This window comes from Sphaerisporangium sp. NPDC049002, from assembly GCF_040649355.1.
Classification (GTDB): Bacteria; Actinomycetota; Actinomycetes; order Streptosporangiales; family Streptosporangiaceae; genus Sphaerisporangium.
In genome coordinates this window covers 51169-71118 of sequence record NZ_JBEZFH010000008.1, presented here as the reverse complement: position 1 = coordinate 71118, position 19950 = coordinate 51169, and the positions used below count along the sequence as shown (strand labels likewise).

Here is a 19950-nt window from a genome sequence, read left to right as displayed (position 1 = left end):
TGCTTCCTCAGGTTGTCTGCCGGGCTCGCCGGTGCCAGGAAAGGACGCGTCGTTCGACTGCCAGGAAGGACGCGTTCAACAGGAGGCCCAGGACGCCGAGTATCACGATCGCGCCCCACATCCCGGACAGGTCGAAGTTCTGCTGCGTGAACATCAGCTGGAAGCCGATCCCGTTGGTGCTGCCGACGAGCTCGGAGACCACCATCAGGATCACGGCCAGGGAGAGGCTGAGCCGGAGCCCCGCGAAGATCTTGGGGCCCGCCGCCGGCAGGGTGATGCGGAACAGCCGCTGCGCCCGTCCGAGGCCGAAGACCTGCGCCGTGTCGGCGTGGACGCGGTCCACGTAGCGCGCTCCGTCGATGGTGTTGATGAGGATGGGCCAGATCACCCCGTAGACGATCGTCGCCACCTGCATCTGGGTGCCCATCTTGAAGATGATGATGAACAGGGGGATCAGGGTCGGCGGGGGGATGGCCCTGCCGAACTCGACGAGCGGGTCGATATAGCCCGACAGCGTCCGCGAGCGCCCGAGCGCGATCCCGAGGCCGATGCCGAGGACGGACGCCAGCGCCCATCCGCCGAACAGGCGCGCGAGGCTGGGCGGGAAGTTGTCGAGCGCCTGGTCGGTGAGGAACAGGTGGGACGCCGGGCCCGAGAACCACAGCTCGTACATGCGAGCGACGATCTCGGAGGGGGGCGGGAAGTACGTGGAGCCCGCCTGCCGGGTGCCCAGCTCCCACGCGGCGATCGCGATGGGCACCAGCCAGACCCTGGTCAGCACGGCCGTCAGGCCGCCTCGCCAGGCAGAGCCCTCCCGCGTACGGCCCTCGGCGGTCGTCGTGGTCATGTGCCACCTCCGGCCCTTGCGCTGTGCCACCGGAAGGCCCGCCGCTGGACGCGCACGAGCAGCGCGTTGGCGGCGAGCCCGAGGATTCCCGCCCACAGGGTCGCGGCCAGGATGAGATCCGTACGAAGACCCGAGCCCGCCCGGATCATGAAGGCGCCGATCCCGTCGGTGCCGCCGGCCACCAGCTCCGCGCTGATCGCCACGACGAGGCCGACGGCGGCGGCCAGCCGCACGCCGGTGAGGACGAACGGCGCCGCGCTCGGCACCGACACCCGCCCCAGCACGGCGAGCCGTCCGAAGCCGAAGCTGCGCAGCGTCTCCTTGGCGACGGGGTCGACGTCCCGCAGGCCGTACATGGTGTTGATGAGGACGGGCCACGAGGCGGCGAAGACGATGACGGTGATCTTCACACTGTGGCCGTCCGCGATCAGAAGCGTGACCAGGGGGAGGAGCGCGACCGAGGGGATGGGCCGCAGGAACTCCACGATGGGGCGGGCGGCCAGCTCGGCGCGGGGAAGGGTGCCGAGCAGCACCCCGAGCGGCACGGCGATCACGATCGCGATGAGCAGTCCGATCGCCCAGACGGTCACGGTGCCCCAGAGGTCGGTCCAGAACTCCGTGTCGGCCACCAGCCCCCCCGCGGCGGCCAGGACCGTGGACACGGGGGGGAGCAGTACCGGATCGATCAGGCCGGAGCGCCCGGCCAGCTCCGCGGCGATGAGGAGGACCGCGGCGCCGGCGGCGCCGCGGACCACTCGGCGGTCGATCATTGAGGCAGCGGGACCAGCAGGGGGGTCACGTCCATCTTCTTGGACAGGTAGCCGTACTCGAACATCAGGTCGGCGACGCGCTGGATCCGGGTCGCGCTGAGGGAGGTCGGGTAGGCGCCCAGGTTGATGACGGAGGCGACCTCCGGCTTGATGGGGCTGTAGTTCGGCAGCGCCTGCTCGACGGCCTTGCGGTCGGCCGACGCGTCCTGCTGGCCCTTCAGGATGGCCCGCTGGAAGGCGGCCATCGTCTTCGGGTACTTCTTCGTCCAGTCCTCCGTGGCCGTCCAGCCCGCGATCGGGAAGTCGGCCATCGCGCCGGTCATCGTGTCGGCGATCTTGCGAGCGCCCATGTCCTTCTGGACGCCGGTGAGGAAGGGCTCGGTCAGCCAGGCCGCGTCGATCTGGCCGGCCTTCAGCGCCGCGGGGGCCTGCGGGAAGGCCATGGGCATGTAGGTCACGTCGGCCTTGGGGTCGAGGCCCGCGACCCGCAGGGTGGAGCCCACCGCCAGCTCGCCGATGCTGTTCAGCGAGGCGATGGAGATCTTCTTGCCCTTGAGGTCCTTCACCGACTGGATCGGGGAGTCCTTGGGGACGACGATGTCGAAGACGTCGTTCTTGGCCTGGAAGGTGTCGGAGACGAACCTGAACTTGTCGTTGGTCTTCTCGGTGGCGGAGATGATCGAGAAGTAGTTGCCGAGGGCCAGGTCAAGGCCGCCGCTGAGAAGTTTCGGGATGGCGAACTGCGTGCTCTGGAGGACCTCGGGCTTGACGGTCAGGCCCTCCTCCTTGAAGTAGCCCTTCTGGTTCGCGATGTAGAGTCCTGCGACGTCGGCGATGGCGAGGACGCCGACCGAGATCGTGGTCTTTTCCAGCCCTCCACCGGACGCGCTCGAACCCGTGTCCGAGCTTCCGCATGCCGCGAGGGCCAGAGTGGCCACGGCGCCGATGATGAAGGTACGACCCCTGAGTCTTCTCATTGAGGAGTCCTTTTGGGTGTGGGGGAAGAGTGCCTGCTGCTCCTGAGGAGACCGTTGTGGCACGGCGAGCGTGAAGCCTAGCGGAGGAAGATCGGAACTAACACGCACAAGCCGCCTATGTCATGAAACTCGTAAAAAAGTCCAGTTTGACCAGTAGTTAGTGTTATGTGAAGTATGGGCTTTTGGATCGCCGTAACGGCAAATTTGGTGACATGGCGGGTAAGTTGCCTGGTCACGGCCCTCGTGAACTCCCCCTCCACTACCGAGCGTGATTCTCATTGACCGAAAAATGGATTGGATCGTTCTAACGGCCCATGGCTGTTGGTCGAACTCATAGGCTTATGCTCCAATTGCCCCTTGACTTGTCATGCGTCACATGAGCAAGTCCCCTTACCCCCCTTACCCCCTAAAGCAGACCAGCTGGCGAGAGGTTGCGACCAGTGAGGACAGCAACAATCGAGAGCGGTCGCGGTACCAAAACGGACGCAGACGGACCGCGTTCCGAGACGGGTGCTCCATCCGAACCGCGTCACGGGACGGGAAGTCTGCTCGCTCTGCGTAACTGGCGGGTACGTACCCGCCTCATCGCACTGGTCCTGGTACCCACCCTGGTGGCGGTCCTGCTCGGCGGCCTGCGAGTGGCGACGTCGGTTCAGAGCGCCACCGAATATGAACGCGTCCGGACCGTGGCCGAGTTCGTCACGAACCTGGGCGACCTCGGCCACCAGCTCGACTTGGAACGCGACGTCTCCGCGAGGTACGTCGCCGCGGGCCGCCGCGGCAGTCAGGCCAAGCTCACCGACCAGCGGAACGCGGTCGACGCGGCCGTCCAGATCGTCCAGGACCGCAGGAAGGTCGTGGAGCCGGCCCTCGGAGAGATCGGCCGCCAGGTCGTCTCCCGCCTGCTCGACCGGCTCACCGAGCTCCGCTCGCTGCGCACGACGATCACCGACTCACAGCTTCCCGCGCTTCCGGCGCTCCAGAAGTACTCCCTCGTTCTCGACGACCTGCTCACCGTCTTCGACGAGACGGCTCGCGGAAGCACGGACGAGACGCTGGACGCCAGCGCGTCCTCCCTCGCGTCGCTTTCCCGCGCCGCCGAGCAGGCGTCCAGGCAACGAGGTCTCGTCGCCGTGGCGCTGACCGCCCGCCGGTTCACCCAGGCGGAGCTTGAGGCGTTCAACGCCGCCCGTGCGGAGCAGGCCAGCGAGCTCAAGGTGTTCTTCTCCCGGGCGACGCTCGCCGAGCGGCAGATGTACGCGGACACCGTCAGCGGCCAGAAGATCGACCGGGCCGCCGGCCTGGTCGAGCGCATCCTGGAGCTCACCCGCGAGAACCAGCCGCTGAGCGGGATCAGCGGCGGAGGCGCCAGCGACACCGACTTCTGGTTCGACGCCGCCAGCGAGGGCCTGAACCGCATGCACGACGTGCAGCGGGCCCTGGGCCGTTCCATCGTCGACCGCGCGGCCGAGCTGGCGCGCGGCGACCAGAGCCAGGCCGCGATCAACATCGCCATCGTCGCCATCCTGCTCATCCTGGTCCTGGCCATCACGATCGTCATGGCCCGCTCGCTCGTCAGCCCGCTGCGGCGGCTACGGGGCGAGGCGCTGGAGATCGCCGGTCGCCGCCTGCCCGAGATGGTGCAGAAGCTCCGGGAGTCCGAGGGCAACACCGGTCCACCCGAGGTGCAGCCGATCGGCGTCGCCTCGGCCGACGAGGTCGGCGAGGTGGCCCGGGCCTTCGACGAGGTCCACCGCGAGGCGATCCGCCTGGCGAGCGACGAGGCCCAGCTGCGCAGCAACGTCAGCGCCATGTTCGTCAACCTCTCCCGCCGCACGCAGACCCTGGTGGAACGGCAGATCACGCTGATCGACGGCCTGGAGCAGGGCGAACAGGACGACAGCCGGCTCGGGGACCTCTTCCGGCTCGACCACCTGGCCACCCGCATGCGGCGCAACAGTGAGAACCTCCTGGTCCTCGCCGGTCAGGAGCCCGCGCGCCGGTGGAGCCAGCCGGTGCCACTGCTGGACGTCACCCGGGCCTCGCTGTCGGAGGTGGAGAACTACGAGCGGGTGGCGATGAACGTCCCCACCGGCGCCTCCATCGCCGGGCAGGCGGTCAACGACGTCATCCACCTGCTGGCCGAGCTGGTCGAGAACGCGATCTCCTTCTCTCCCCGCGAGACCAGGGTCACCATGTCGGCCAACCGCATCGACGGCGGCGGCGTGATGATCTCCATCACCGACGCCGGCATCGGCATGACCGACGAGGAACTCGCCCAGACCAACTGGCGGCTCGCCAACCCGCCCGTCGTGGACGTCTCGGTGTCGCGGAGGATGGGCCTGTTCGTGGTCGGCCGGCTCGCGCTGCGCAACGGCATCCGCGTGCAACTGCGCCGTCACGACACCGGCGGCCTGACCGCGATGGTCCTGCTGCCGGAGACGCTCATGGGCATGCCCGCGCATCCCGTCGGCGCCGGCGTCGCCCCGGGCGCGCAGTCGCTCGCGGGGTCCGGGACTCCCGCCTGGTCGGCCACCGGCCAACCCGCGGGACAGGGCCTGTTCGCCTCGGCCACCCCGGCCAACGGCGCGTTCGACTTCCCGACCGCGTCCGGCCCGTTCACCGAGCCGCCCGCGTTCGGACCCTCCAACGGGTCCGGACCCCTCGGCCCGACCACCGGTGGCGGCGCTCTCGGCCCCATGACCGGTGGCGGAGGGTACGGCGGCCCGCCGACCGGTCCGAGCGGCGGGTACGGCGGTCCCGCCACGGGCTCGGGCGGGCTGTACGGTCCGGGTTCCAGCGCTTTCGGCGGACCGCCCCCTGGTTCGGGTGGTTTCAGCGGACCGCCGACCGGTCCCAGTGGCGGGTACGGCGGTCCTCCCACAGGCTCGGGCGGGTACGCGGGCCCGGCTTCCGGCCCGTTCGGCGGCCCGGCCACCGGTTCGGGCGGCTTCGGAGGCCCTGGCACTGGTTCGGGTGTCTTCGGCGGCTCCGGTACCGGTTCGGGTGGCTTCGGCGGCGCGCCGTCCGGGCCGAGCTCGTTCGGGGGACCCGCCACGGGACAGGGCGGGCTCGCCGGGCCTCCCACAGGACCCGGCGCGAGGGGCGGGGAACTGCCGTCCCGCCTGCGGCCGCGCCGGTACGACACCTCGGATCTGGACGCGGTGACCGGCCCGCTTCCCGCCGTGCGCTCCTCTCCCATGGAGCAGGAGGACGACTTCCTGCCGATCTTCGCGTCCGTCGAGTCGGCCTGGTTCCGGCGCGTGGACCCCGACCCGGACAAGGAGAAGGCCTCCACCGGCTGGCAGGAGATCCCCGCCGACGCGGGCTGGCAGGCGGCGGCGGCCGTCCAGGAGCCGGTGCGCGACGGGACCACCGCGGCGGGCCTGCCCAAGCGGGTCCCCAAGGCGAACCTGGTGCCCGGGTCGGCCGGCACTCCCGAGGCCGCCGCGACGCCCCCGCCCGCCATGCCGCCGCTGTCGCCCGACCGGGCGCGCAGCCGGCTGTCGAGCTTCCAGCAGGGCATCCGGCAGGGCCGGGCGGTGGCCCGTGGGGAACTGAGCGAGGACGAGGTGGCGTTCAACGCCGAGCTGCGGCGCATTCAGGGCGAGAAGGAGGACAAGTGAGAGAGCTGAGCCAAGGCGCCCGTGGGGTCAACTGGCTGATCACCGACTTCGTCCGGGGCGTGCCGGGGGTGGCGCACACGGTGGTGGTGTCCTCCGACGGGCTGCCGCTGGCGTACTCCGAGGGCTTCCCCAAGGACCGGGCCGACCAGCTCGCGGCGGTGGCCGCCGGCCTGATCAGCCTGACCCAGGGAGCCTCCCGGGTCTTCGAGGGCGGCGCGGTCACCCAGACCGTGGTGGAGATGCAGCGGGGGCTGCTGCTGATCATGTCGATCAGCGATGGTTCGTGCCTGGCCGTGCTGGCCGCCCCGGACTGTGACATGGGCCTGGTGGCGTACCAGATGACGCTGATGGTCGAGCGCGCCGGTCAGGTGTTGACCCCGGCCGTGCGCGCCGAGCTTCAGGCGTCGTCACCGCGGTGACCTTCATGGGCGGTCCTGGTTGGGAGGACGGGTTACGACGGTACCAACAGGAACCGTCGTCGCCCGTCCGTCCCTTCACAGTCACCGGAGGGCGCTCGGCGCCGCGGACGCATCTGGCCATGGAGACGCTGGTTCACTCCACGATTCCGGCTTACCAAGATATTTCCGGCTTGATCCCGGAGTACCAGGCGATCAACTCGCTGTGCCGCCAGGTACGTTCCGTCGCCGAGATCTCCGCGCTCCTGCGGGTGCCGCTCGGCGTGGCCCGGGTGCTCATCTCGGACATGGCCGCCGAAGGCCTGGTCCAGCTGCATCAGCCGCAGCTGGACGCCGGGAAGCCGGATCTCAACTTGCTCGAAAGGGTTCTCAGTGGACTTCGCAGGCTCTAGCCGTGGCGGGTTGACGTCGACCAAGATCGTCGTCGCGGGCGGGTTCGGCGTCGGTAAGACGACCTTCGTGGGCGCCGTGTCCGAGATCGTCCCCCTCACCACCGAGGCGGTCATGACCGACGCCAGTGCCGGCATCGACGACCTGGGCCTCATTCCACGCAAGACCACCACGACGGTGGCGATGGACTTCGGCCGTGTGTCGCTGGACAGCGAGCTGATCCTCTATCTGTTCGGCACCCCCGGGCAGCACCGGTTCTGGTTCATGTGGGACGACCTGGTCAGGGGCGCCATCGGCGCGGTGGTCCTGGTCGACACGCGGCGGCTGGCCGACAGCTTCCCGGCCGTCGACTACTTCGAGGAGGCGAAGCTGCCGTTCGTCATCGGGCTCAACGGCTGGGACGGCAACCACCCGCACCAGGACGAGGAGGTGCGCGACGCCCTCACCCTGGGCCCGCACATCCCGATCGTACGGACCGACGCCCGGCAGCGGGACTCGGTGAAGAGCACGCTCATCGCCCTGGTCGAGCACGCTCTGACGATGCGGGTGTCCGTACCCGGCTGGAGAAGCTAGCGGCGCCGGACCTCCCTGCCCCCCGCTGGATACGCGTGACCGGGCCGCGGAGCGGATAGGCTGGGAGGTCGAGTCGCAGACGCAAACCCCGGACGACCCGTAGCGCAGAGGCTGGCCAATCACGTGTTCGAGACGCTTTCCGACCGGCTGACATCGGTCTTCTCCTCCCTGAAGTCCAAGGGGAGGCTGTCCGACGCCGACATCGACGCGACCTGTCGCGAGATCCGCATCGCTCTTCTCGAAGCGGACGTCGCGCTGCCGGTCGTCAAGGACTTCGTGTCCCATGTCAAGGAGCGCGCCCGGGGCGCGGAGGTCTCCCAGGCGCTCAACCCCGCCCAGCAGGTCGTCAAGATCGTCAACGACGAGCTTGTGCAGATCCTCGGCGGCGAGACCCGGCGGCTGCGGTTCGCCAAGAACCCGCCGACCGTCATCATGCTCGCCGGCCTCCAGGGCGCCGGCAAGACCACGCTGGCGGGCAAGCTCGCCCGCTGGCTGCGCGAGCAGAACCACGCCCCGCTCCTGGTCGCCGCCGACCTGCAGCGGCCCAACGCCGTCCAGCAGCTCCAGGTGGTCGGGCAGCGGGCGCAGGTCGCGGTGTACGCGCCCGAGCCCGGCAACGGCGTCGGCGACCCGGTCGCCGTGGCGCGCGAGTCGATCGAGCACGCCAGGCGCCGGCAGCACGACATCGTCATCATCGACACCGCCGGCCGCCTCGGCATCGACCAGGAGCTGATGAAGCAGGCCGCGGACATCCGTGACGCCGTCAGCCCCGACGAGGTCCTCTTCGTCGTCGACGCGATGATCGGCCAGGACGCCGTCACCACCGCGCAGGCGTTCATGGAGGGCGTCGGCTTCGACGGCGTCGTGCTCACCAAGCTCGACGGCGACGCCCGCGGCGGCGCGGCGCTCTCGGTGCGGCACATCACGGGCCGTCCGATCATGTTCGCCTCGACGGGTGAGAAGCTTGAGGACTTCGACGCCTTCCACCCCGACCGCATGGCGTCGCGCATCCTCGACATGGGCGACATCCTCACCCTGATCGAGCAGGCGCAGCGCACCTTCGACGAGGCCGACGCGGCCAAGATGGCGGGCAAGCTCGCCTCCGGCGACGGCTTCACGCTCGACGACTTCCTTGAGCAGATGATGATGGTCCGCAAGATGGGGCCGCTCAAGAACCTCCTCGGCATGATGCCCGGCATGGGGCAGATGCGCGACCAGCTCAACCAGGTCGACGAGCGCGACCTCGACCGGGTCGCGGCGATCATCCGCTCGATGACCCCGGCCGAGCGCCAGGAGCCGAAGATCATCAACGGCTCGCGGCGCGCCCGCATCGCGCGTGGCTCCGGCGTCAGCGTCACCGAGGTCAACAACCTGGTCACCCGCTTCTTCGACGCTCAGAAGATGATGAAGCAGGTGGCGGGAGGCATGGGCATCCCGGGCATGCCCGGGGGCCGCAAGGGCAAGGCCGTCCAGAAGAAGGTCAAGAAGGGCCGCCGCGTCAGCGGCGACCCGCGCAAGGCCGCGCTCGGCAAGGCGGGGGCGGCAGACGGCGGCTCGGGCGCGCCGCAGCTGCCTCCGGGCCTCGGCGGTCTCGGTGGCCTCGGCGGCCAGCTTCCGCCCGGTATCGAGCTCCCGCCGGGTTTCGACCCCTCGAAGCTCCGGCTGCCCGGCCAGAAGTAGCCGCGCTCACCCGCTGATTGCGCGGCGATTCGGACAGCACTCCGATCGTCTGGCAGAATGGCATGTTGGAACACCGTGACCGTGGGTGCCCTCTCACCCCCGCGAGTCACGTTTGTCCCTCGGGCGGTCATCCCGTCGTGCCCCACTCGGCGAGACGCCCGCTCACCCACGCTCGAAAGTCCAGGAGAGACCACACCCGTGGCAGTCAAGATCAAGCTCAAGCGGCTCGGCATGATCCGCAACCCGCAGTACCGCATCGTGGTGGCGGACAGCCGCACCAAGCGTGACGGCCGTGCGATCGAAGAGATCGGCCTCTACCACCCCAAGGAGAACCCGTCGTTCATCCAGGTGAACTCCGAGCGGGCGCAGTACTGGCTGGGTGTCGGCGCGCAGCCGACCGACCCGGTGCTGAAGCTGTTCAAGCTCACCGGTGACTGGCAGAAGTTCAAGGGCGAGGCGGCCCCTCCGGCTCTGCTCGTCGCCGAGCCCAAGGCCGACCGTCACGCGATCTACGAGGCCGCCGCGAAGGAGTCGCTCGCCGGCGACACCGGCAGCGGCAACGCCACCACGGCGCGCAAGCCCAAGAAGACCGTGAAGGCCGACGAGACCCCCGCGACCCCGGCCGAGCCGGCCGCGGAGGAGAAGCCGGAAGGCGAGGCCTGAGGTGCTTGAGGAAGCCCTCGAGCATCTGGTCAAGGGCATCGTCGAGCATCCCGACGACGTTCTGGTTCGTGCCCGTCGCATCCGCAGCGGGCGCGTCCTCGAGGTCCGGGTTCATCCCGAGGACCTCGGCAAGGTCATCGGCCGCGGTGGCCGCACGGCGAAGGCGCTTCGCACGGTTGTGAACGCCCTCGCCGACGGCAAGTACGTCAGGGTCGACCTGCTCGACCTCAACGAAGCCCGGTAACAAGACCTCAGAGGCCACGAACCCTCTGGGCAGGGGACCCCCGGCAGCCGGGCGGTCCCCTGTCGCGGTTCTCGGGGCATCAGTACGACTTTCGAAGTTCGAAGTTCGAAGGAGGAGCGACGTGCAGCTCGTCGTCGGCCGCATCGGCCGCCCGCACGGCATCCGTGGCGAGGTGACCGTCGAAGTGCGCACCGACGACCCCGAGTCGCGCTTCGCCCCCGGCACCTCGCTGGCGACCGACCCGGCGGGCGCCGGGCCGCTGGTCGTCGAGCGCATGCGCTGGAACAAGAACATCCTGGTGCTGGGCTTCGAGGGCGTCGCCGACCGCAGCGAGGCCGAAGAGCTGCGCGACACCATGCTCGTGATCGACTCCTCCGAGATCCCGCCGCCCGGCGACCCCGACGAGTTCTACGACCACCAGCTCATCGGCCTGTCCGTGGTGACGGTCACCGGTGAGGCCGTCGGCGAGATCGTCGACGTCCTGCACCACGGCCAGGACCTCCTTGTGATCCAGCGCGAGCAGGGAGAGGTCCTGATCCCGTTCGTCAAGCCCCTGGTCCCCGAGGTCGACCTGGACGCCAAGCGTGTCGTCGTGGACGCCCCGCCCGGCCTGCTCGATCCCGGCGAGACGGTCTGATCATGGAACGGCCGGCGGTGGGCATGCGCGTCGACATCATCTCGATCTTCCCTGAGTACTTCGCCCCGCTCGACGTGTCCTTGATCGGCAAGGCGCGCCAGCGGGGTCTCCTCGACATCCGGGTGCACCAGCTCCGCGACTGGACCCACGACGTCCACCGCAAGGTGGACGACACGCCGTACGGCGGCGGTCCCGGCATGGTGATGAAGCCCGAGCCGTGGAGCGAGGCCATCGACGCGGTCGCCGGTTCCGGCTCTGTCTCCGGCGAAGGGCCGCCGCGGCTGATCGTGCCGACGCCCAGTGGACGGCCGTTCACCCAGGAAGTCGCCCTGGAGTACGCCAAGGAGCCCTGGCTGCTCTTCGCGCCCGCCCGCTACGAGGGCATCGACTCCCGGGTCATGGCCGAGTACGGCTCGCGCCTGCGCCTCGACGAGGTCAGCATCGGCGACTACGTGCTGGCCGGGGGCGAGGCCGCCGTGCTGGTCATGGTCGAGGCCGTCGGCCGCCTGCTGCCCGGAGTGCTCGGCAACGCAGGCTCGGTGGCCGACGACTCCTTCGCGCCCGGGACCATGGCCGGCCTCCTGGAAGGCCCCGTCTACACCAAGCCGCCCGTCTGGCGCGGGCACGAGGTGCCGCCGATCCTGCTCTCGGGCAACCACGGGGCGATCGCCCGGTGGCGGCGGGACGAGGCGCTGCGCCGTACGGTCGCCAAAAGACCCGAACTGGCCGCGCGACTCGACCCCCAAAGCCTTGACAAGCATGATCGTGAGGTCCTCGACGACGCTTCGTTTCGCGTCCCGCCGGAAGATATGGCAAACTGAATCGCTGCCGCCAACTGACTTGTGGTCGGCGTGGCCGCTCCGGGCAGACGGGCCCGGCATCCGAGTCGTAATCAGCCCAGTGCTCGTGTCTTCCTCGTCGCCGTGCCTCAGGCATGGCCGGGCGGACCTCCGAGCGCTCGCTTCAAATGAGGAACCGCTGTCATGCACACGCTGATCCAGGAGCTTGAGAAGGCCTCCGTACGTAGTGACGTCCCGAGCTTCCGCCCGGGCGACACGCTCGAGGTCCACGTCCGCGTCGTTGAAGGCAACCGGTCCCGTATCCAGGTCTTCAAGGGATTCGTGCTGCGCCGCCAGGGCGGTGGAGCCCGCGAGACGTTCACCGTCCGCAAGGTGAGCTACGGCGTCGGCGTCGAGCGCACGTTCCCGGTGCACAGCCCGGTCATCGAGAAGATCGAGGTCGTGACCCGCGGTGACGTCCGCCGGGCGAAGCTGTACTACATGCGCGACCTGCGCGGCAAGGCGGCCCGCATCCGCGAGAAGCGCGACGCGCTGCCGACCGCCAAGTAGGCTCGCACCACGCGTGGCCCGCACCCGTCAGGGATGCGGGCCATTTTGCTGAGCCGGATTGTCGCTGCATCCGGCCTGGTCGCCGAGTTTCTTTGGATGCCATGCCGAGTCGGCGACCCGCCGGGGAGCATGCATCATTTAGGCTCGACAGCGATGACTAGCGATGGCCAGGGGGCCGGCGGTCCGCGCCGCCCCGTCGAGGACGAGGTAGACGTGGTCGCGGAAGACACCAAGTCGGCAGCCAAAGACGGCAAGGGGAAAAAAGGCTCTTTCTGGCGCGAGCTACCGGTTCTGGTGGTGGTCGCGCTGGTCCTGGCGCTCATCATCAAGAGCTTCGTGATCCAGGCCTTTTACATCCCATCCGAGTCCATGGAGAACACCCTGCTGGTCAATGACAGGGTGCTCGTCAACAAGCTCGTATACCACACCCGTGACATCGAGCGCGGCGACATCGTCGTGTTCTCCGGCGTCGACTCCTGGGCCAGCGAGATCCAGGTGCCCGAGCCGTCCAACCCCGTGGCGGGCTTCTTCCGCTGGGTCGGCACGGCCTTCGGCGTGGTCCCGGGGGAGAAGGACTACATCAAGCGCGTCATCGGCATTCCCGGCGACACGGTCAAGTGCTGCGACTCCAAAGGGCGCGTGACCGTCAACGGCGTTCCCCTGGAAGAGAAGGCCTATCTCTACCCCGACGACCAGCCGTCGCAGAAGTTCTTCGAGATCAAGGTGGAGAAGGGCCGCCTGTGGGTGATGGGCGACCACCGCTCGGTCTCCTACGACTCCCGGTCCCACCAGGGCGACCCCGGCGGCGGGGCGATTCCCGCCGACAAGGTCGTCGGGCGGGCGTTCGTCATCGTGTGGCCGTTCTCCCGCGCGACGACGCTGCCGATCCCCGACACCTTCAACCAGGCCGCGCTGAAGACCGCCGCCCTGGCCGGCGGCGCCTCCCCGCTGCTGCTCGGATTCGCCGGGGCGTTCCCCCTGGTGCGGCTACGCCGGCGCGTGCTCGACCGGGCCGGCGGCCGGTCCTACTGACGTTCGCCTTCCGAGTCTTCCGAGCCTTCCCGAAGCCGGAGGAGGCCTTCTCCTCTCACAGGAGGGTCCTTCCCGGTCCCCTGACGGCCGCCCGGCCGTCACGCGGCGCCGAAGTCATCCCCCAATGCACATGAAGGAGAAGGGGCTCCCTCCCCCTGGCGGACGCCGGGGATCGCCCCGCGGTTCTATGAGCGTCATCGAGGAGAAGCCGGAGCCCGACGACGTGCAGGCCACGTCCCCGGCGGAGGACGAGCCGGCGGGGGCCAAGAAGTCCGGCTGGCGGGAGTCGGTCCTGCTGGTGCTCGCCGGGGTCGCCGTCGCGGTCCTGGCGCGCCTGTTCGTCCTGGACTCCTTCTGGATCCCGTCCGAGTCCATGGAGGACACCCTGCTGATCAACGACAGGGTGATCGTCAACCGGCTGTCCGGTGACCTCGGGCGTGGTGAGGTGGTGGTCTTCAAGGGCTGGGACGGCAGCACCACGATCAAACGTGTCATCGGCATCGGCGGTGACCACGTGAAGTGCTGTGACGCCAAGGGGCGCATCACGGTCAACGGGGTGGCGCTCGACGAGGAGTCCTATCTCAATCCGCAGGACTTCCCGTCGCAGAAGAAGTTCGACCTCACCGTTCCGAAGGGCCGGCTGTGGCTGATGGGAGACCATCGCGCGGCCTCGGAGGACTCCCGCGCCTTCATGGACGATGGGTACCACGGCACGATCTCCACCGACGACGTGATCGGCAGAGCCTTCATGCTCTACTGGCCGCTGTCGAGGGTGGGCACATTGCCGGTTCCCGAGACGTTCTCAAAGGTGCGATAGCGTACCCCTTCGGCCGATTGGGGCGTAGGCTTGCCCCATGGTCGCGCTCGTATCGCCGTTGATCGGCCAGGGGGCTCGACTCTCCCGCAGGTCTTCTCCCTCGCGGCGGGGCGCCGAGCCGCCTGTCTCATGACTGTTCTTTTTCGCCCTCGCCCCAGCATCGTGCGGCGGGATTCCGGGCTCTTCGGGTACGAGCGCGCGCTCGCACGGCGCGGCCTGGCGCCGGTCGCCGGAGTCGACGAGGCCGGCCGGGGAGCGTGCGCAGGTCCTCTCGTGGTGGCCGCGGTGGTCCTCGGATCCGAGATCGACGGCCTGGCGGACTCCAAGGTGCTCACTCCGGCCCGGCGCGAGGTTCTCCACGACCGCGTCCTCGCGACCGCGCGGGCGGTGAAGGTCGTGGTCATCCCGCCCGAGGAGATCGACGCGCGCGGCCTGCACAAGTGCAACATCGCCGGGATGCGGCGGGCCGTCGCCGGTCTCGGGTGCGATCTCGGGTACGTTCTGATCGACGGATTCCCGGTGCCCGGTCTGCCCGCGCCGTCTCTGGCCGTGTGGAAGGGCGACCAGGTCTCGGCGTGCGTGGCGGCGGCGTCCATCGTCGCCAAGGTGACCAGGGACCGCATGATGACCTCGCTGGACGGCCGCTATCCCCAGTACGGCTTCGCCGAGCACAAGGGGTACGTCACGGCCGGGCACCGGCGAGCACTCGCCGCTCATGGCCCAAGTCCACATCATCGGTTCTCCTTTGTAACAGTGAACTCGGTGGTGCGGTCAGGAGCGGGCAGTGAGATAGGCGAGAATGGGGTGGGGGCCGGTGTCGCCTGATTGGTCGCGCCGGGGGAGGACGGGAAGTGGAGGACCGGGATGAGCGCAGAGGATCTCGAGAAATACGAGACCGAGATGGAGTTGCAGCTCTACCGGGAGTACCGCGATGTGGTCGGCTTGTTCACCTATGTCGTCGAGACCGAGCGGCGCTTCTACCTGACCAACTCCGTCGATCTCGACGTACGCACGGCCGAGAACGGCGATGTCTTCTTCGACGTCAAGATGCAGGACGCCTGGGTGTGGGATATGTACCGCCCCGCGAGGTTCGTGAAGAACGTCCGCGTCGTCACGTTCAAGGACGTCAACGTGGAAGAGCTGGCCAAACCCGACCTGGAAATGCCCAAGGAAGGCTTCTCCAGCTGACGACGCGTCCCCCCAGCCACCCTTACGACCTCAGGACCCACGGTGAGGGTCCTTCAACCGGCGCGCGCTCCCTCGGAGGGCACGCCAACGCCTGATGTGAGCTGCCGAGGCTGAGGTCTCTGTGGCCGACGCGGTTGTCCACAGGCCGGGTCGTCCGCTGTCCTGGAGGCGGCTGGACCTGAGGATCTTCGAGAATTCTCCGCGTACCTGGTGGACGGGGTCTGAGTCGCGGGTCGTTCACAGGGGGCCGGTTCGGGTGCGGTCGTCCACAGGCCGATGCCCAGCGCTTTGCCGTCCACAGAGCCCGGTTCTGTAGCCGGGCGAGTGCGTGGCGTGCGCGAAGGTCGGGGCCGGAGGTGGTCCCATGGCCGCGACGCACGAGCTTGGAAGACACGGCGAGCAACTCGCCGCCGATTACCTGCGGGCAGCAGGTCTGCAGATCCTGGAGCGAAACTGGTCGTGCCCCGAGGGTGAGATCGACATCCTGGCCCGTGACGGGCCCGTTCTCGCGGTCGTGGAGGTCAAGACCCGCTCGGGCCGCAGCCACGGCACCGCGTTCGAGGCCGTGACCCCGGCGAAGCTCGCACGGCTCCGCACGCTGGCGGCCAGGTGGCTCAGCGGCCAGCCCGAATGGTTCGCCTCCATCCGCATCGACGTGATCGCGCTGGAGCGGTTCGCCGGGGAGTTCTCCATCCGGCACGACCGGGGGGTGTCCTAGATGGCCGTCGCCCGCACGCGCTGCGTGGCACTGGTCGGGGTGAGCGGTCACGTGGTCGAGGTGGAGGCCGACGTGGGCCACGGCATCGCCGGAGTCACTTTGATCGGCATGCTCGACACGGCCCTGAGCGAGGCCCGCGACCGCGTCCGCTCGGCGGTGATCAACAGCCGGTACGCCTGGCCGGACGCGCGGGTCACCGTCAGCCTGTTCCCCGCCAGCCTGCCGAAAAGGGGCAGCTTGTTCGACCTGGCCATCGCGATCGCGCTGCTCGGGGCGGCCGGTCTGGTCCCGAGACAGCGGATCTCGCTCCCGTTCTTCCTGGGGGAGCTGGGGCTCGACGGCACCGTCAAAGCCGTGCGGGGAGTCCTGCCCGCGGTGGTGGCGGCGGTCGAGGCGGGGGCCAAGTGCGTGGTCGTCCCCGCGGCGAACGCCGCCGAGGCAGGCCTTGTCCCGGGTCTGACCGTGGTGCCGGTGCTCACCCTCGCCGAGCTGGTCGAATGGCTGCGCAGTGGCGATCAGGCCCACATGCCCACACTGCCCGACACCGTCGAGCCCTCGCCGTCGACGGGTCCGGACGTGTCGGCGGGGCCTTCGCCCGACCTGTCCGATGTCGCCGGTCAGGCCATGGCTCGCCATGCGCTCGAAGTGTGCGCCGCGGGGGGCCACAACCTCTGGATGATGGGGCAGCCCGGCACGGGGAAGACCATGCTCGCCGAGCGGCTGCCCACCCTGCTCCCGCCTCTCGACCGCGACCAGGCACTGGAGGTCACCGCCATCCATTCGGTCGCGGGCGTCCTGCCGCCGGGGCGCCCGCTGCTGAGGCACCCGCCGTTCATGGCGCCTCACCACACGGCCACCATCGCCGCCATCGTGGGCGGGGGCAGCGGTGTGATCCGGCCGGGGGCCGTCTCCCTCGCCCACAGGGGCGTCCTGTTCCTCGACGAGGCGCCGGAGTTCCCGTCCCGGGTTCTCGACTCGCTCCGCCAGCCCTTGGAGTCGGGTCAGGTCACCGTGGCACGGGCCGCGGGCACGGTGTCGTTCCCCGCCCGATTCATGCTGGTCCTCGCCGCGAACCCCTGCCCCTGCGCCCAGCCGTCCACTCCGGAGAGTCCTTGCCGGTGCACGCCCAATCAGCGCCGGCGCTACCTCGCCCGTCTCTCGGGGCCGTTGATCGATCGCATCGACGTCAAGGTGCGGCTCGCCCGCTCGACCAGGCGCGAGCTGCTGTCCGACCGCCAGTTCATCGAGCCCAGCGCGGTCGTGGCCGAGCGCGTGTCTATGGCCCGTGAGCGCACGCTCAAGCGGCTGGCGGGCACGCCGTGGAGGTGCAACGCCGAGATTCCCACCGCGGTGCTGCACGGCGATTACCGGCTGTCCCCGTCCGCGATGTCGCCCCTCTACCGGTGTCTGGACACCGGAGAGCTGAGCGCTCGCGGACTCGACCGTGTCATACGCGTCTCGTGGACCCTCGCCGACCTCATCGGCAAGGACAGACCCGACGTGGCGGAGACCAACACCGCCCTGGGCCTCTGGCTGGGTGCCGAATGAGCGACACCCATCCCACCCCCGACCGAAATCCCGTCCCAGCAGCAGACCCCACGCCGGCCGGAGCCCCCACCGCGTCCTCTGGACCCCTCGCCGGAACCGCCTCCGGAACCGCCTCCGGCACCGGCACCGGCACCGGTACCGGCACCGGCACCGCCTCCGGTACCGGTACCGGCACCGGCAGAGGTGAGAGCTCAGGCCCTGGCACGCAGATCAGGGCGGACACCGAGGGGAAGCCGGGGCCCGAGATTCCTCCCCTCCCCGGCTCCGATGCATCACGCACGCCCGGCCCCGGTGGGCACCCGCATGCCTGGCCACCCGACCAGCGCCGGCGGAGCCTCGGTTCTCGGAGCGCCGGCGTCGGCGATGCCTGGGACGATGGAGGCCTTCGGTGGGACGCGGGGCGACTGGCCAGGGTGACGCTCATGCGCGTGGCGGACGCCGGAGACGGTCTGATGGGAAGGCTGGTCGCCGCGTACGGGCCCCAGGGAGCCCTCGGGCAGGTGCGGCTGGGACGGCTCGATCCCGGGTTCGTCGAAGAGCTGATGACCAGGAAGGGGCGTCCACCCGACGTCGACCGCATCCTCGGGGCGTGGCGGGCACGCCTTCCGGCGGCCGATCCCATCGCGGACCTTACCGAGGGAGGAGAGCTGGGTGCCCGCCTGATCGTTCCAGGCGACCTGGAGTGGCCGACTCAGCTCGACGACCTGGGGCCCGAGCGACCCTTGGGCCTCTGGCTCCATGGAAACGCTGATCTGCGCTTCTCCTGCCTTCGCTCCGTGGCCGTGGTGGGGTCCCGGGCGGCCACGCCCTATGGCGCCCACGTGGCAGCGGAGCTTGGCGCGGGGCTGAGCGAGGCGGGCTGGACGGTGATCTCCGGTGGCGCCTACGGGGTGGACGCGGCGGCACACCGAGGAGCCCTGGCCGGTGCCGCGCGGACCGTCGCGGTGCTGGCCTGTGGCACCGACATCGCGTATCCCGCCGCCAACCAGGATCTTTTCACCGCGATCCGGCGGAGGGGCGTGGTCGTCAGCGAGTGCCCTCTCGGCGTCCGGCCTACGCGGCCGCGCTTTCTCGTCCGCAACCGGGTCATCGCCGCGCTCTCCCGGGGCACCGTGGTCGTGGAGGCGGCCCTTCGCAGCGGAGCGCTCAACACCGCCGGCCATGCCATCAGCCTGAGACGCCACCTGGCGGCTGTGCCCGGCCCGGTCACGTCGGAGAACTCTGCCGGGTGCCACCGGCTGATCCGAAGGGCGGAGGCCGTGTGCGTGACCTCGGCCCGCGAAGTGATCGAGCTGGTCGGAGCGATAGGCGACGACCTCGCGCCGGATCCGAGGGGGCCTGTGCTGCCACGGGACGCGCTCGACGACGAGACCCGCAGCGTCCTGGAGGCGGTGCCCGCACGCGTCGGCGCCGGCCCGGCGACGATCGCGGTCACGGCCGGCGTCGATGTTCTGACGGTGCTGCGCTGCCTCGGGGCCCTCGCCGCCGCCGGATACATCGAGCGTGCCAACCGAGGCTGGCGCCTCCGCCGAGGCAAGTAGCACCCCCATCCGGCTGGGGTGGGTCAGCGGGGCCATCTGGGGAGGAGGCGTACCTGTCCGAGGCCGACGAGGAGGAGGGCGTCGAGGTAGCGGGTTTCGTTGATCAGGCCCCAGTGCAGGCAGGACACCGGGCAGTGGTTGATCGTCTCCTCGACGACGCCGATGACGTCTCCAAGCTCGACCGCCTGCCCGCGCCGGACCGACGCGTGAACGGGCAGGTACGTGGTGCGCAGTCCTCCGGGATGAACGATCATGACCACCCCGCGTCCGGCGAGTGGTGCGGCGTAGCCCACGGTGCCTGGGCCGGCCGCCCTGACCACCTGTCCCGGAAGGGCGGCGAGGTCCACTCCCCGATGACCGGGAAGCCACGCGAGCGCTGGAGGGGCGAAGCGGCGCATGATCTTCGGAGCCCCGTCAAGCGGGAGCCGCCATCGGGGCCGTGCGGTCGAGGGTGCCATCGGGCCCGCCGTGGCCATGGGAAGCGGGCCTGGGAGTCGCGGTTCATCGGACGGGAAACCCTGTTCGGCCGTACTCGGATCCACGGAGTCCCGGCCGATGGCGGCGGGGACGCGAGTGATGGGGACGGGGGCGAGGGGACTGAGAGCGAGGGAGCCGAGAGGAGCGGGGCTGTGGGCAGCGGGGCTGCCGGTGGCGGGGCTACTGGTGGCGGGCCTACCGGTGGCGGGCCTACCGGTGGCGGGGCTACTGGTGGCGGCGGCCATGCCGCGGGTCGGGGGAGTCGCCGAGGCGGAGGTGAGCGTGAGCAGGAACACCGCCAGCAGGCGGATCTGAAAAGGTCGCACAGGAGGACACTGGCCTGGACCGACTGTGTCGAGGACGGCCGAGCGCCGTTCTGTGCATAAGCCTCCAAGCACAGCGCGGGGGACCGTCAGGGCTTCTGCGAGGTGCGGGGGACCGTCGGGCTTCTGCGACG

At 69.7% G+C, this 19950-nt stretch carries 21 protein-coding genes; 17 read left to right on the top strand and 4 right to left on the bottom strand.

The features are described 5' to 3' along the window. Positions 1-7 precede the first annotated feature (7 nt). From AB0B89_RS03590 to AB0B89_RS03580, 3 genes are read right to left on the bottom strand one after another with little or no spacing between them, the layout of a single operon-like run. The gene (locus AB0B89_RS03590; RefSeq protein ID WP_358547522.1) at positions 8-847 is read right to left on the bottom strand and encodes an ABC transporter permease; all 840 of its coding nucleotides are present in this window, start codon (positions 845-847) and stop codon (positions 8-10) included. Next, a complete protein-coding gene (locus AB0B89_RS03585) occupies positions 844-1617 on the bottom strand; it encodes an ABC transporter permease (RefSeq protein WP_358547519.1) in 774 nt (257 codons plus the stop codon). The genes AB0B89_RS03590 and AB0B89_RS03585 overlap by 4 nt, the downstream gene beginning before the upstream one ends. Beyond that, on the bottom strand, positions 1614-2594 hold the full coding sequence (locus AB0B89_RS03580; protein WP_358547517.1) for an ABC transporter substrate-binding protein: 981 nt from the start codon (positions 2592-2594) through the stop codon (positions 1614-1616). The genes AB0B89_RS03585 and AB0B89_RS03580 overlap by 4 nt, the downstream gene beginning before the upstream one ends. A gap of 686 nt (positions 2595-3280) precedes the next feature. Between AB0B89_RS03580 and AB0B89_RS03575 the strand changes: the two genes are divergently transcribed. The 17 genes from AB0B89_RS03575 (at position 3281) to dprA (ending at position 19016) form a co-directional block, all read left to right on the top strand. After that, a complete protein-coding gene (locus AB0B89_RS03575; protein ID WP_358547514.1) occupies positions 3281-6220 on the top strand; it encodes a nitrate- and nitrite sensing domain-containing protein in 2940 nt (979 codons plus the stop codon). 5 nt (positions 6221-6225) lie between these two features. Then, positions 6226-6639: a roadblock/LC7 domain-containing protein gene (locus AB0B89_RS03570; RefSeq protein WP_358547557.1), complete on the top strand. Its 414-nt coding sequence runs from the start codon at positions 6226-6228 to the stop codon at positions 6637-6639. Between the two features lie 5 nt (positions 6640-6644). Then, complete coding sequence (locus AB0B89_RS03565) at positions 6645-7028, top strand: DUF742 domain-containing protein (protein ID WP_344949353.1); 384 nt, start codon at positions 6645-6647, stop codon at positions 7026-7028. Between the two features lie 10 nt (positions 7029-7038). Beyond that, positions 7039-7599, top strand: coding sequence for an ATP/GTP-binding protein (locus AB0B89_RS03560; RefSeq protein WP_358547511.1), 561 nt, complete (start codon positions 7039-7041; stop codon positions 7597-7599). 123 nt (positions 7600-7722) lie between these two features. After that, on the top strand, positions 7723-9279 hold the full coding sequence (ffh, locus tag AB0B89_RS03555) for a signal recognition particle protein (RefSeq protein ID WP_358547509.1): 1557 nt from the start codon (positions 7723-7725) through the stop codon (positions 9277-9279). Positions 9280-9477: 198 nt separating this feature from the next. Then, complete coding sequence (gene rpsP / locus AB0B89_RS03550) at positions 9478-9942, top strand: 30S ribosomal protein S16 (protein WP_358547506.1); 465 nt, start codon at positions 9478-9480, stop codon at positions 9940-9942. Position 9943: 1 nt separating this feature from the next. Continuing rightward, the gene (locus AB0B89_RS03545; protein WP_358547504.1) at positions 9944-10186 is read left to right on the top strand and encodes an RNA-binding protein; all 243 of its coding nucleotides are present in this window, start codon (positions 9944-9946) and stop codon (positions 10184-10186) included. A 121-nt stretch (positions 10187-10307) separates the two neighbouring features. After that, the gene (gene rimM / locus AB0B89_RS03540) at positions 10308-10823 is read left to right on the top strand and encodes a ribosome maturation factor RimM (protein WP_358547502.1); all 516 of its coding nucleotides are present in this window, start codon (positions 10308-10310) and stop codon (positions 10821-10823) included. Between the two features lie 23 nt (positions 10824-10846). Then, entirely contained in the window at positions 10847-11644 is a 798-nt protein-coding gene (gene trmD / locus AB0B89_RS03535; protein ID WP_358547554.1) for a tRNA (guanosine(37)-N1)-methyltransferase TrmD, read from the top strand. Positions 11645-11806: 162 nt separating this feature from the next. Further along, positions 11807-12172: a 50S ribosomal protein L19 gene (gene rplS, locus AB0B89_RS03530; RefSeq protein WP_358547499.1), complete on the top strand. Its 366-nt coding sequence runs from the start codon at positions 11807-11809 to the stop codon at positions 12170-12172. Between the two features lie 153 nt (positions 12173-12325). Continuing rightward, positions 12326-13204, top strand: coding sequence for a signal peptidase I (gene lepB, locus AB0B89_RS03525; protein ID WP_358547496.1), 879 nt, complete (start codon positions 12326-12328; stop codon positions 13202-13204). A gap of 187 nt (positions 13205-13391) precedes the next feature. Beyond that, a complete protein-coding gene (gene lepB, locus AB0B89_RS03520; RefSeq protein WP_358547493.1) occupies positions 13392-14021 on the top strand; it encodes a signal peptidase I in 630 nt (209 codons plus the stop codon). Positions 14022-14183: 162 nt separating this feature from the next. Continuing rightward, positions 14184-14846, top strand: a complete 663-nt coding sequence (locus AB0B89_RS03515) for a ribonuclease HII (RefSeq protein ID WP_358547490.1) — start codon at positions 14184-14186, stop codon at positions 14844-14846. 39 nt (positions 14847-14885) lie between these two features. Next, on the top strand, positions 14886-15209 hold the full coding sequence (locus tag AB0B89_RS03510) for a DUF2469 domain-containing protein (protein ID WP_030511723.1): 324 nt from the start codon (positions 14886-14888) through the stop codon (positions 15207-15209). A gap of 364 nt (positions 15210-15573) precedes the next feature. Next, positions 15574-15927, top strand: coding sequence for a YraN family protein (locus AB0B89_RS03505; protein ID WP_358547487.1), 354 nt, complete (start codon positions 15574-15576; stop codon positions 15925-15927). Further along, a complete protein-coding gene (locus tag AB0B89_RS03500) occupies positions 15928-17475 on the top strand; it encodes a YifB family Mg chelatase-like AAA ATPase (RefSeq protein WP_358547484.1) in 1548 nt (515 codons plus the stop codon). 422 nt (positions 17476-17897) lie between these two features. Beyond that, positions 17898-19016, top strand: a complete 1119-nt coding sequence (gene dprA, locus AB0B89_RS03495; protein WP_358547481.1) for a DNA-processing protein DprA — start codon at positions 17898-17900, stop codon at positions 19014-19016. Positions 19017-19039: 23 nt separating this feature from the next. Here dprA and AB0B89_RS03490 read toward each other — a convergent pair whose 3' ends face one another. Next, positions 19040-19819, bottom strand: coding sequence for a peptidoglycan DD-metalloendopeptidase family protein (locus AB0B89_RS03490; RefSeq protein ID WP_358547478.1), 780 nt, complete (start codon positions 19817-19819; stop codon positions 19040-19042). Between the last annotated feature and the right edge of the window lie 131 nt (positions 19820-19950).

Excerpts from the sequence above, each read along its gene's own strand:
- AB0B89_RS03565 (WP_344949353.1), top strand. The coding sequence starts at position 6,645 with ATGGGCGGTCCTGGTTGGGAGGACGGGTTACGACGGTACCAACAGGAA.
- rplS (WP_358547499.1), top strand. The coding sequence starts at position 11,807 with ATGCACACGCTGATCCAGGAGCTTGAGAAGGCCTCCGTACGTAGTGAC.
- AB0B89_RS03500 (WP_358547484.1), top strand. The coding sequence starts at position 15,928 with ATGGCCGTCGCCCGCACGCGCTGCGTGGCACTGGTCGGGGTGAGCGGT.
- lepB (WP_358547493.1), top strand. The coding sequence starts at position 13,392 with ATGAGCGTCATCGAGGAGAAGCCGGAGCCCGACGACGTGCAGGCCACG.
- lepB (WP_358547496.1), top strand. The coding sequence starts at position 12,326 with ATGACTAGCGATGGCCAGGGGGCCGGCGGTCCGCGCCGCCCCGTCGAG.
- dprA (WP_358547481.1), top strand. The coding sequence starts at position 17,898 with ATGCGCGTGGCGGACGCCGGAGACGGTCTGATGGGAAGGCTGGTCGCC.
- AB0B89_RS03510 (WP_030511723.1), top strand. The coding sequence starts at position 14,886 with ATGAGCGCAGAGGATCTCGAGAAATACGAGACCGAGATGGAGTTGCAG.
- AB0B89_RS03585 (WP_358547519.1), bottom strand. The coding sequence starts at position 1,617 with ATGATCGACCGCCGAGTGGTCCGCGGCGCCGCCGGCGCCGCGGTCCTC.
- AB0B89_RS03580 (WP_358547517.1), bottom strand. The coding sequence starts at position 2,594 with ATGAGAAGACTCAGGGGTCGTACCTTCATCATCGGCGCCGTGGCCACT.
- AB0B89_RS03505 (WP_358547487.1), top strand. The coding sequence starts at position 15,574 with ATGGCCGCGACGCACGAGCTTGGAAGACACGGCGAGCAACTCGCCGCC.
- AB0B89_RS03590 (WP_358547522.1), bottom strand. The coding sequence starts at position 847 with ATGACCACGACGACCGCCGAGGGCCGTACGCGGGAGGGCTCTGCCTGG.
- trmD (WP_358547554.1), top strand. The coding sequence starts at position 10,847 with ATGCGCGTCGACATCATCTCGATCTTCCCTGAGTACTTCGCCCCGCTC.